The sequence below is a fragment of the Enterococcus sp. LJL90 genome (assembly GCF_056924355.1).
In genome coordinates this window covers 26,306-38,240 of sequence record NZ_JBXPBQ010000012.1, presented here as the reverse complement: position 1 = coordinate 38,240, position 11,935 = coordinate 26,306, and the positions used below count along the sequence as shown (strand labels likewise).

The following is an 11,935-nucleotide window of genomic DNA, read 5'->3' as shown; positions in this document are numbered from 1 at the left end:
TTATGCTTTTGTTTGAATATATAAGTGGAAGAATTACAACTTAGATCAGCTAGTGTTTTAAAATTTATTTATGTTGATTGGCTTTTTTATAAAAAAATTGAATCGCAATACCATAGAAGTCTAGTCCTTCGAATACGGCAGACAATAGTTGCTTAATCTTTTTCATTTGGGAACCCCCCTCTCAATACCAGATATTTCTTTAGAGTAAATAGCAAATCTATTTTTTACCATTTGTAAGGAAATATAACTTTTACTGTTAAGCAAAACTAAAAATATAAAAAATATTTATCCTATCACATGTTTTAAGAAATTCTAAGTGGTATAAAATATGTAAGGATTTCAATAAAGAATCCGTTAGGAAATAAACTTTTTCTCAAATGCAATGTTCGCCCTATCAAATGGGAATTTTTCTTTGTCAACAGGAATTTCGGAAAATCCAAATTTTTTATACAAATGTATTGCTTGAATGCAGTTTGTATTTGTGACAATTAATAATTTTTGGATTTTTTTTTGTCTAGCATAATCAATGCAGGCTTCCAAACAAGCACTTCCTGCTCCAGAACCTGAATAAGCTTCTTTTGCTGCAAATTTCATGATTTCCCAATCTCCATCATCTCTCGGAGCAATCATACAACATGCCATAATAATATCATCTTCATTAATTGCGAAAAAAATTTGACCACCCGCTTCAATATAGCTTTCTATATTTTCCAATTCTCGCAAATCTTCAGTTTCAATCACAAACATTTTAGCAATCCAAGCTTTGTTCATCTCTATAAATTCATCTTTATACGCCATTTTATATGTAACTATTTTCATTTTAGTTTTCCCCCAAGCTTTTAACTATAATATTTGTCAATATTTTTATTGCTTTTAGAAATTCTGTTTGATCTTCTTCACATATGTCTTTGAATTTATCCTGTATTTCAATATCTGATTTTTTTATAAAATCTTTTACTTTTAATTCTCCCTTATTTGTTAAAGAGAGTGTATATGATCGACTATCTTTACAAGAAGGTCTTTTTGTAAGGTACCCTTCGCCTTCAAAATTCTTGACGATACGGCTTAGGTAGCTTTTGTCAATGTTCAAAGACTTTACAATAAAAGAGGAAGTACATTCATCATGCATATATACTTCAAAAAGAACACGTGCTTCGGTTATAGAATAATTGGAATTCAAATATTTATTTTTAAGTAAACTCATGAAAGGCATGTAGACACGATTAAAAGACCTTATCTCCTCTGTTCCATCAATTTTTATAATGACTCACCCCAATCTTTCAGATTAACGTTACATTTCGTATTATAGTTGATTTTGTCAACTATATCAAATGACGAGAAATATTCTCATTTTTCTAAAAAACGTTATTTGGTATTCAATGACAAGTTCACTTAATTTAACCTATCAAAATAATCCCGCAAGAACAACATCTTGCGGGTAATTGCTTGTGAATTTTTAATTACTCTGTCTTCTAATTTTAAAAATATAATGTGCAAGTCTTTTTAAACTTTAGAAGTTAGAGGTAGTTTATTGACAGCTAAGTGGTTTTTTGTTGTTCTAAGTCGAAGTTTGTGTTCCAACTTGTTTAAGTAGTCTAGATCATCAATATGTCGGATATATTGAAGCACCACTTTCAAGACTGTCTTAGAAGGTAGTACGGCCAAAAGATAGCTAGCCTCAGAAAGGGTAGGCACAAACTTCCGTGCTAAACTTTTACCATAAATTTCGACCGTATCAATCTTAAGGTATCCTTTCTTCAGTAGTTTGGTAATAACAGCTGTAACCGTATGTTTACTTTCTTCCGGCAGCAACAAACTTACGTCTGATACAGACAGACTTTGGTCATTATGCCAAAATGTTTCTAGTATTTGTCTTTCTTTGATTGTAAGGCGTTCCACTTTATTCCTTTCCTTTCCATAAATTCATTTTTGTGCTAAAATAAAGACAACAAAAGAGGACATACGCGAATATGCCCTCCATGTAGAACCGTTTAAGACGGTAGCTTTTCATATTATTTAAAAATAACCGAACTGGCTAAAGTTGACGGTTATTTTTTTTTGTCGTGTTTAAGCAAGTCCACAATCAATTTTATCAAGGCAATGGTAAACATACCAAAACTCAATAACAATTGAATTGTCTCTAATGCAGACAAAAGGCGTCTCCTTTCGTAGATTTCAGCACTTACATTCATAAGCACCACCACCTCTCAAAGATAGCCACCGTCATAACTTTTCTACCTGTTTAGTATATCAAAAAAAGTCCTTGTCATGTAGCTTTATGACAGGACTTTTTGATGTTGCGGTCAATTTTTAATCATCTATATACTGGTCGTCTGTTTCGGGAAAATCATACAGAATGGGTTTGTCAGGTTTCGTTTTCTTTCGTTGGTTCTCCTCAATTTTCCGATTACATTGCTGGTGTTTTTTCTTTAAAAACTCAATCTGTTCAGCCAAAATACGGGTCGGAATAAACCCTTGCTTGTCATAAAACAGCTGCTCTAGTTCCTCACGGTAGGCGGTTGCCGCTTGTTCGCTCTCTTTGTCCACTTCTTCTGCGGTCGCCCGGTAATACATACCCCGTACATAGACTTTTTCCTTGAGTCTTCGTTGTTCCTTGCGAAGTAAAGACAAACAAATGGTTAACTCAACTAGATTCATCTGCGATAATTTCTCAATCGTCGTATACTCGTAAAATTTTGGATTGGTGATAACAGTCAATTCTCTGGTGTTCATAAAAATCCCCCTCTTTTCTTTTAGTATAATATGCAGGTTAGCCAAAGGACAAGGGTATCTCTGTCCAATTGGCTTTCCTGTCTAATTACGCCACTTCTTGCACATAAGAGGTGTCGTGTGGGTTGTGTTGAGTGACTTGCTGTAGCCACTCCTCTGCAACAGCTTGAAGCCGTTCGTCAGGGCTTTGGTTGTGTTTGCCTCTCAGTTGGACAATTTGATTGCCTCGATATTCTAGGGTGAAATACGGCGTATGGGGCGCTTCCTTCTTACGAACAAACAGAATAGTGATGTCTCCTGTCCGATGACGTTTCAGATAGTGGCTAGACCCAACGCAATGGTGAAGCTGGTAGCCTTCCGTGATAATATCGTTTAATTCTTTTGGTAGTAGAAAGACAAAGCCATCCAGTTCTTTTTCTAAACGTCTTCTTGTCACTAAAGAGCGTTCATAGTCTTGCTGAAGGCGTTCATTTTCAAGACGCTCTTTCTCTCTGTTCAATTCATTTAATTGTTGAACAGCGTTGTCATGGGCTTGTTGTAATGACTTAGGGAGAATCAAGTTTTCGTTATTGTCTGGGTTGAGACCAAGGTCATGCAAGACGTGAAGATAGTCAAAATAGGTAGCCATATGGATACTGTTTTTGATGACCCAATGCTGAAACTTCACCATGCCAACGCCTTTAGGAATCTTGTTAATGTCATGAAAGGTTAGGTAGCGTTCCGCTCCTGCGACAAGTGACCCCTGTCGTTTCTTTATTCGCTGTTCCAGTTCATACTCCGCAAAACTCTTGTCAGTGTTGCGGATAAACGGTTTGTGTTTCTTAAGCCATGTCAGATTAATTGTCCGCATATCTACTTGAGAATGCCAATAGACTTCCTCTGCCATGTTACTCGCCTTGATTTTTTGTAAAAATTCAATCTCCCTTCTGTATTGGTAGAGATAACGTATGTGACGAAAGTCTACCTGTGCCAACTTCACATAACGTAATTGGGAACAAGTCGCTAGTTTCTCTTGCCAATTATTTGGATAAAACAACGTGTTGGTGTACGCACTACTCATCATGCCATAGTTGGAAACCAGCCCTTCTGAAAAGCGCCCGCCATAGCTTCCTAGTCGGACAATTTCATCATTGGCGTAGTGTTCAAAGTTGACCAGTTCACTCTCAATGTGTTCCTTCCCGTCTTTAATCGTGACCCAGTAGGCATAGCTTTGCATTTCTATCCGTTTCGACGTGACGAGAATAATCGCAAAACTATAGAATTTATCGAAAAACGTGAGGGTTGTCGTGGTCATCAACCGCTTTTTCATTACATGTTCAGATTGTCTATCAGAGGAGCGTATGGTTTGTGATTTATTCCGCCATTCATAGACTCTCATTTGGCTGTCGCACCACCTAAAGAAGTCTTTAGGTGGCGTCAAGCGCTGACGAATATAAGTTTCAGGTCGTTTTTTCATAACATATCGAACAAACTCAATTGTTCTTCTTCCCCCCTTTCAGTAGTAGATAGAGTAGAAACGGTAGCGGTCACCTTTGGCATGGGGTGACTCGTCACCTTGTTTTGGTTAGGTGGTGTCGTAGGCTGTACAGGTTCCTCTTGTTTGAGAAAGTAGTCTCTGACCCATTGAAAAACGGTGTCGTCTGAAATCATGGCGACATTGCCTTGTTTTACTTTCGAGGCTTCTTGGTAACAATACGCCCATGCTTGTTTAATGGTTTTTCCTTCGGTCAGCACGCCCGCAAACAGCGGGTCATCTTCTTGGTCACATAACCAATTATGCACCACATCTTCATAAGCTGAATGGCTTTCCGTCATTTCCCCCATCATTTTAATTACGGCTCTGTCTTTCAGTGTTTCACTCATCTTGCTCACTCCTCACGTTTTTTAAGAGTAGGCGTTGAGGGAGTCTCAACGCCATACTTACTAGAAGGGATAATCTTGGTTGAAAAAGCCTTCTTCTCGAAAAGAATAGTATTTTGTAGGGGTACTAGACACAATAATATGGTCTAAAATCGGGATTCCCATCAATTCCCCACACGTTTTCATGCGTGTTGTCATTTCCTTATCTGCTTCGCTAGGTGTCGTATCTTGGCTAGGGTGATTATGCCCTAGTACAAGGTGACTGGCATTGTTTAATAAGCCAAACATGAATACTTCTCTAGGGTGTGCAATCGAGCGATTAATCGACCCTTTGAATAGCTCTGTATACGCTATAATCTGGTTGCGTGTATTGACACACGCTACAAAAAGCGATTCAGAAGCATTGTTGCCAATTTCCTTGGAAATAAAGTCAGCTAGTGATAAAGATGTTGTGACACGGTAGAAACTCCGTTCTTCTGCGATAAATTTTTGTTCGATTTTGATTACCTGTTTCATTTTTTCTGTCATCATAGGTCACTCCTCGTTTTTTTCTTTTTTTGAACAGTCATTCATTTTGTTCAGATTAGGAAAGGGTGGGGTTTTGATTTTCCTTCTCTTCATGGATCGCTGTAAAAAGTCTCCTTTCGTTTGTAAATTTTGGGTACATTCTTTTCGACGAGTTGAGGTTTCGGGTGTGAGGCCAACCAATCACGGCCGATTCAAAACGCAAGGGCGAGCTTGCTCGTACCATTTACCCTTGCGTTTTGTAGCGGTTGTGATAGGTTCAATCACCCCGCAAACTTCTTACTCGACGATAGAATGCCACCAATAAAACGTGACGAGACGTGACAGCGGGCCATAGAGGAAGAGAAGGGCTTTTTCTTCCAATAATTGCGGTTCTTTCTGCACGGGTTTGGCAGAAAGAAGGCGTGAGCCAGCAAGTGTAAAAGTTGTTCGGGTTGAGTGGCGGGCAACTGCACCGCCAACGAAGAACAATCTTTTCTCTATATGTACAGTCTTAGGGTCAAACATGTTGGTGACCCTAAGACTAACCACGTTCCTTTTTAATAGAATTGGGTGTTAAAGTGACAGGTCAATCATTGCTTCTGCTAGTTCATGTAAGAGTGCGTCATGGTCATCTAGAGGTGCTTGCGCTGTATAAAGAGCTTCGCCGGACTCTTCTCCTCGTATAGTTCCATCTGCTTGTAGTTCGTAGCTTTCAGGCGCCACTACTTTCATAAAGTCTGGTGTCTTAGCAGCTGTTTGAATGTCCTCAATGACGAGTTGAATTTCTTTTTCGGTAAATCTATCTATTATGTTAATTGCCCTCATGTTCATTGTCCTTTCCTTATCCTATATTGGATAGTCTAGTGCTTCCATGTCACATATAAATTCCTTATGCCAAGAGGTTTTCTTGGCATAAGGAACACGTTTGTTAATACGGCAATTCTGAATCTGGAATGTCAATGTAATGGGGTTCTACATTGTCATAGCCATACGGCTGTTCTTCCGCTACTTGAGCCGTGTTGGCTTGTGGGTTGCCTGCGGGTTGAGCTTGTTTATCGGCTGCTTTGGCAGATTTGCGTTTATTTAACGTTTCATTGGGTTCTAAAAAGCCAAAGTTTTCTACGATTAATTCTGTGACGAATACTTTAACGTTCTCTTTGTTTTCGTATTGTCTGGACTGTAAGCGCCCTGTCACACTAATGAGGGAGCCTTTGGTGGTATGTTCGGCTAAGGTAACGGCTGCCTTACCCCAAATAACGCAATTGATAAAATCAGAGTCACGTTCGCCTTGTGCATTCTTAAAGTTACGAGTGACAGCTAAGGTAAATGTCCCTACTTCTTTCCCTGTTGGCGTGTACTTGAAATCAACTTCTTTGGTCAGTCTTCCGATTAGATTTGAATTGTTTAACATGATAATGTCCTCTTTTCTATAATTTTTTAGTGGTGATTACGCTGTTTGACTTAATGGTGGAAATAATTGTTGCTTGCGATAGTAAACGGCTGTGATATGCTCGTACTGAATATCTTCATAGCCAAATAATTCTTTAAAGGCTTGCCTGTCTTTCGGACTGACAATGCTGTAAGTAGACAAGTACGTCATATGAGCATTAAACTGATTTTCAACTTTGAAGGTGAAGGCTTTCCCGCCCTTTTGATAGTCAATCATGACGGTTTTTTTGTCGCTATCTCTCACACTTTCAAATAAGGCTACTTTTTGTTGAAAGACTTCATTTTTTTGTAAACTACGTTCATACCAATGGCTAAACTCCTCAACTAACACACGTTGGACTAACTGGTCTTTATGTTCCGTGACATACTCAAATGCCAATTGATGAAGGAGTGCGTCTTGATTACAAAGCGTATCAAGGAATAGTTTTGAATTATGGGAAAAATCAGGAGCTTGTATCGGTCGTTCTGTTCGAGCTGTACCTATTAAAATAGAGGCTTCAATTTCTGCTTGAACAGCTTGTTTATGACACTCCTCTAAGTCTCCTAGTTCTTGCCCACACGTTAGAAAGTACAGCTTATTTTCTGCTACGATTTGTAATACATTCGTGCGAAATTGATAACAAAAGTCTTCCATCAGACCGTCATAGGATAAAAACTTATCTTTTTGAATCTGTTTGAAATAATAATCAAAAGTGAAATTTTCTTCGAGGTAAAAATGGTTGTTCTCATGGTCATAGAGCCCTAAAAAAGAAGTTTCCCATTCGTTAGCGTGTGGGAAAAATATCCCTGTGTCGTTGCGTTGTGAAAACAAATAGTCAAAACGTGCGTTTGGATAACCAGCGTCTACTTTGTAAAGAAGGTACTGTTCCACTTCACAAAATAGCGTGCGATCTGGAGTGGTCAGAAATTCTTGGAAGGTTGTATTTTCTAATGTTGACGTGGTGTGCATGGTCATTCTCCTTTCAATAAAGGCTAGGGCGCTGGAGCGCCCCGCCTATTGTATTAGTTAATAGGTCAATGCTTTTGGTTGTTTCGCTCTGACTTGTTGGCTCCCATACATCGAGCGAATATCGTCCATTTCAAAGGTCTTTTTGCCGTGTTTACGGTAGCCCTTCGGGGATAAGTACCATGCTTGTTTGTTCGGACTCCACTTCATTTTCAACCCTTCTTTTCCAAGGTCTTGCTTATACGGTTTCGTATTACCGGAAACCCATAAGAAACTGCCAATCACTTCAATCGTCACGCCTACCATTTTTAACCCTAACAGGTGAGACAAAATATCCCGCCATTCATTCGGCAGTTCGTCGGTGTCTTTTTCATACCGTTCGCCCTCTTTGTTTACATGTTTGTGCTTCAATTTTGGAAACAACTCATCGTATTCATTATTGATTTGTTTCATAATCTCCTCGTCCCCGCCACAATCGGGGTGATACAATAACACCAACCGTTTGTACTCTTTTTTTAATTCCTCTAAGGTGGTCACTTTTTGAATATACGTCATACTTTTTTCCTCCTGTTTTTTTATATTTTTTTCAAGTCCACATGCCATAACTGACGTTCAAAAGAAGACAGGTGACCCACCCCACTTTTCGGTTGAGAGAGTGAGGCAGGTTTGAAAGGTCTTGAGAGAACAAAGACAATTCGGTTGCGAAACTTGAAAGTTGTGTCTATTTGATTGTCAAAGAGCGAGTTGGAAACAACATCTAGTGTTCCTTTTCGTGTATCGGTCGTTCGGCGGAAGCGTTAAAACACATGTTCTGAAAACAGACAAGGGCGCGCGTGCGCGTACATTTACCCTTGTCTGTTTTCAGGTTATGGGTTAGCTTATAGAGTCCGAATGACTGGTACACAAATTAGGAACACTGTTTCTGTTGCCACTCTTTGCCAATCATTCGACACGTTCTGCGGAAAACAGGCGGAAGGTTGGCGTTCTCGTCGGGCTTTGGGTCTTGACTTTCGGGTTTGACCTTGGGGTTTACCGCTCTTGTAAAACAGCAGACTGCATGACGAGTGTCCGATAGCTTGCCGGAAATTCATCTAGGTGGACAATTTGAAACCGATTGGCAACTTTTTCCTTGCGGTCTTCTTGCGAAAAGAAATAGGATTTCATGGCTCGTAATTCGCCTAAGATATACTCATTGGGTGTGATATAAAATAAATAATCGTGTTGATGAATGCCTTGGTCTAAATAGTGGTAATATTTTGGGAAAATCCCTTTTAAATAGCGGTTCTTGGATTTAAAGGTTAATTCCACTTCAAAATAATGGCGGATTTCATTTTCTTCTTTCGTGAGAAAGGAAAAAATATAATCCGCTACGGTGTACGTGTTGCCTTTTTTATTTTCAGTTTCTTTTTTTTCATAGGCTTGGCGACGCTCTGTTAAGACGCTATGAAAAAAAGGAGATTCTTGTGCAATCGTCATAGATGTGTACAGACAATCCGTGAGTAATAAATGATGATTCAAATTGTAATCAGGATTTCTTGGATAACCATACAACCCACCAATATAGCGGTTGCCTTCTTTGGTCAGGTAGTAACATTTTTCGTTGTTGCGTTCTTGTATTTTCAGACTAGAGATAAACTGTTGCTTTTCTAAATACGTTGTCCATCTGCTAACTGCCGGAAAAGAAGACTTCCCAGTTAACGAAAGCAAATTCAAAATTTGTTCAGATGTCAGCACACGTAGTTCATGCAGTAATACCAAAATTGTCAGACCAACTGTACGTTTATCAGAAACATCTACATAATAATTATCGAGTAGTGGATTGGTCATAGTTGTCACCTCTTTTTCTTGCCGACTCGTTGTGAGAGCAGGTCAGCAGTTGGTTGTGTTTTATGGAAGAAAATTGCGTGCAATTTTCTTTCCTCCACCCCCCTAATGTTAGGGGGGCGCGGGGGGGGGGGTTAGAAGTCCCTCAAAGGTTGAGGGATTTAGGGCGTTTGAAGTCCCTCAAGATTGAGGGATTTAGGGTGTTGAGTTTGGTGTGTGGGGGTCATCGAATTTAAAGCACTCCGGCGTGTTACACGATTCTAGCGTGACACAAGTGGGTGCTTGTTGATGATCCCCCACACATGCTCTTGACCTTTTCTTTTTTCTTTTACTCTCTATCGTATTTTTGACTGGTTCTCTTGTTGGTTTGGTGTTATTTCTTAGTCTGCCTTGCCTGCCCCAGCCCTTGACCATTCCCTCTCATAAGTATGCTTGCATACGTTGTGAGGGAATGGTCAAGGGCTGGGGCAGGCTTAGAAAGTCTTAGAAAGAGCGCCAGACCAACGTTTTGAGAACCAGTCAAAAATTTAGCTAATTTCAGGGTAATTCCACCCTAATTCCGGGGTAATTCCACCCTAATTCCACTTGATTTATTAATTAGTTGCCTTTAAAAGAAATAGTTGCTTTGTTTTTTTATTCCTTTAAATTGGTTGACGGGCATAAATGATTTTCGCTCGTTCTCGGTGATTATCACCTTTTCGATAGAGGGCGTATTCGCCTGTTCGTAAGCCTTTAATCGTATCTGGGTGAATGACAAATTTGGCGACTTCTTTACGTGTGCCACGTTCCCATTAAGTTGGCGAGTTGTTCCACGTAGTCCGGATGGTTCGTTTGTCCCGCCATGAACGTGTTCACATTATCAATCACACGACGCAATAAAATCGGGTCAATGTTTTCAATATCGCCTAAACTTTGTGGCGAGACAATGCAATGAATCCCCACATGACGAGTCTTGTTTAGCGTGTCAATAAACAGTGGACTGAGGTACGTTGAGGGTTCATCAAACAACACAAAAAAGGTGTCTGTAATATTCGTTTGAAATCGCTTCGACGCCATGTAATTGATGTCTGACGTGACAAAATGAGCCAGTTTTGAAATATATTCTTGATACACCAAACCATCTAATGAGACGTACAATAAGTAATTGTTGTTGGTGTCGTCATACAAATCTAACTCCTCTACGTTCTCTTCTTCCGTATCAAATAGATAGCCGATTTCGCTGTCTAGTAGAAGTCCAATACTAATCTGTAAGGCTTCTACTGTTTTATATAAATAGAGGTAGCCGCTGTCTTTGACTTCGTACCGTTGGAACAATTGACGAAACAATTTGCCTTGTGGTGGCGTCAACTCTGAGGAATGTTTCGCCACTTCGGCGTATAACTCATCAAGGTCAGCTGGCATAGTGCCGTTATCCTGCGTGGAGTTTACCGCCAGCGTGTCATCATCAAAACGATTCACCAAGATATGTTCTTCTTGACGCTGAGACGTAAACGAATTGTGTTGTATCGCTTGCCAAAAAAGAGTCAAGACGTGTTGCGGTTCTAAGTACGTCATGATGTTAGGAAGTGTCCGTTTGATAGAAAATACATCAATCAATTGGATAGTTCCCATTAACAAGGCTTTATTGTTTCCCGTATAAAATATACTTTCTGTTTCGGCTATGATAGATAGTCGGTCGCGTACCGCAACACTATTCCCATGCTTGACGACATTGTAGCGAAGATTGTTATGGTCGGTTAATGCTTTCATGGGTCGGTCATAGCGTTGGGCAATATCCATCATAATCTCTTCCATCTCTTTATCGCCTTTCCCATTGATATACAAACAGGGGATATGAAACATGGCACAATGGGTAATGATGAGTTTCAAAATAGTCGTCTTCCCCGCACCAGTTGTCGCATTTAACAACATGTGCTGGTTCAATTCTTTTAACGACACATATTGCGGGTTGCCAAACTCATCGACACCTAAAAAGACGTTTTCCCGCATGGTGGCCAATTTCTCTTTGGCATGTAAGCGAATGTATTGGTCATAGTTGCGGTTGTATTCTTTGGTGAGGGCTTCGTTTATCGCAAAGCGATCGGCACGACGTTGCTTGTAGTCTTTAGATTCACGGATCTCGTTTAGTTCCTTCTCTTTGGAGACGACTTTTCGGTTCTCTTTAAACGAGACAAACGCCCCCATGATACACGCCACGCCAAGACCACCAGCGAGTAACGCATAGACGGTCTGAGGCGTAAACGTAATCACCGTATCGAATAAGTTAAGAGGAAAGAACAGATACCCACTTAGATACCCTCTCGGCCATACAAAAACAAATAAAAAGCAATTGACGATAAAGCCGATAACAGCTGCTAGTATCCAACTGGCAGTGTGCCGTTTTAGAATGGGGATATACTCAAACTCCCCTGTATGTTGCTTATCGAGTACCTTTACGACGATTCGGAAGACACTAAACAAGCAGCCACCGACAATAAAAAAGGGATAAAAGAATACACCAATCACTAAGAGGACACGCACAATTTGTTGATAGAGAGTCAGCTTTTTCGGTGGCGTGTCACTCTGTTTCTTTTGGTTCTGATTCAATCTAAACGTATCATTCATGGAAGAACTCCTTTC

The 11,935-nt window shown here is 39.8% G+C and carries 15 protein-coding genes; all 15 read right to left on the bottom strand.

The features are described from left to right. Positions 1–354: 354 nt before the first annotated feature. Complete coding sequence (locus tag AC1Z3S_RS18205; protein ID WP_461741543.1) at positions 355–819, bottom strand: GNAT family N-acetyltransferase; 465 nt, start codon at positions 817–819, stop codon at positions 355–357. A 1-nt stretch (position 820) separates the two neighbouring features. Continuing rightward, positions 821–1,204, bottom strand: coding sequence for a MarR family winged helix-turn-helix transcriptional regulator (locus AC1Z3S_RS18200; protein WP_461741542.1), 384 nt, complete (start codon positions 1,202–1,204; stop codon positions 821–823). A gap of 299 nt (positions 1,205–1,503) precedes the next feature. Next, positions 1,504–1,899 (bottom strand): BlaI/MecI/CopY family transcriptional regulator, encoded by a 396-nt coding sequence (locus tag AC1Z3S_RS18195; protein WP_461741541.1) that lies wholly within the window; start codon positions 1,897–1,899, stop codon positions 1,504–1,506. Positions 1,900–2,048: 149 nt separating this feature from the next. Next, positions 2,049–2,192: a type I toxin-antitoxin system toxin PepG1 gene (gene pepG1 / locus AC1Z3S_RS18190; RefSeq protein ID WP_461741540.1), complete on the bottom strand. Its 144-nt coding sequence runs from the start codon at positions 2,190–2,192 to the stop codon at positions 2,049–2,051. Between the two features lie 118 nt (positions 2,193–2,310). Further along, positions 2,311–2,733 (bottom strand): hypothetical protein, encoded by a 423-nt coding sequence (locus AC1Z3S_RS18185; protein WP_461741539.1) that lies wholly within the window; start codon positions 2,731–2,733, stop codon positions 2,311–2,313. 85 nt (positions 2,734–2,818) lie between these two features. Next, the gene (locus AC1Z3S_RS18180) at positions 2,819–4,108 is read right to left on the bottom strand and encodes a PcfJ domain-containing protein (RefSeq protein ID WP_461741538.1); all 1,290 of its coding nucleotides are present in this window, start codon (positions 4,106–4,108) and stop codon (positions 2,819–2,821) included. A gap of 74 nt (positions 4,109–4,182) precedes the next feature. Next, positions 4,183–4,593 carry a Cas9 inhibitor AcrIIA9 family protein gene (locus tag AC1Z3S_RS18175; RefSeq protein ID WP_461741537.1) on the bottom strand — a complete coding sequence of 137 codons (411 nt, stop codon included), beginning with the start codon at positions 4,591–4,593 and terminating at the stop codon, positions 4,183–4,185. A gap of 60 nt (positions 4,594–4,653) precedes the next feature. After that, the gene (locus tag AC1Z3S_RS18170; RefSeq protein WP_461741536.1) at positions 4,654–5,118 is read right to left on the bottom strand and encodes a JAB domain-containing protein; all 465 of its coding nucleotides are present in this window, start codon (positions 5,116–5,118) and stop codon (positions 4,654–4,656) included. A 276-nt stretch (positions 5,119–5,394) separates the two neighbouring features. Beyond that, positions 5,395–5,622 (bottom strand): hypothetical protein, encoded by a 228-nt coding sequence (locus tag AC1Z3S_RS18165; RefSeq protein ID WP_461741535.1) that lies wholly within the window; start codon positions 5,620–5,622, stop codon positions 5,395–5,397. A gap of 48 nt (positions 5,623–5,670) precedes the next feature. After that, a complete protein-coding gene (locus tag AC1Z3S_RS18160; RefSeq protein ID WP_461741534.1) occupies positions 5,671–5,922 on the bottom strand; it encodes a hypothetical protein in 252 nt (83 codons plus the stop codon). A 103-nt stretch (positions 5,923–6,025) separates the two neighbouring features. Next, entirely contained in the window at positions 6,026–6,508 is a 483-nt protein-coding gene (gene ssb, locus AC1Z3S_RS18155; RefSeq protein ID WP_461741533.1) for a single-stranded DNA-binding protein, read from the bottom strand. Positions 6,509–6,544: 36 nt separating this feature from the next. After that, positions 6,545–7,495, bottom strand: a complete 951-nt coding sequence (locus AC1Z3S_RS18150) for a hypothetical protein (protein WP_461741532.1) — start codon at positions 7,493–7,495, stop codon at positions 6,545–6,547. Between the two features lie 57 nt (positions 7,496–7,552). Beyond that, positions 7,553–8,047 (bottom strand): molecular chaperone DnaJ, encoded by a 495-nt coding sequence (locus AC1Z3S_RS18145; protein WP_461741531.1) that lies wholly within the window; start codon positions 8,045–8,047, stop codon positions 7,553–7,555. Between the two features lie 474 nt (positions 8,048–8,521). Beyond that, positions 8,522–9,319: a hypothetical protein gene (locus AC1Z3S_RS18140; RefSeq protein ID WP_461741530.1), complete on the bottom strand. Its 798-nt coding sequence runs from the start codon at positions 9,317–9,319 to the stop codon at positions 8,522–8,524. A gap of 768 nt (positions 9,320–10,087) precedes the next feature. Further along, positions 10,088–11,920, bottom strand: coding sequence for a P-loop NTPase family protein (locus AC1Z3S_RS18135; protein ID WP_461741529.1), 1,833 nt, complete (start codon positions 11,918–11,920; stop codon positions 10,088–10,090). Positions 11,921–11,935 lie beyond the last annotated feature (15 nt).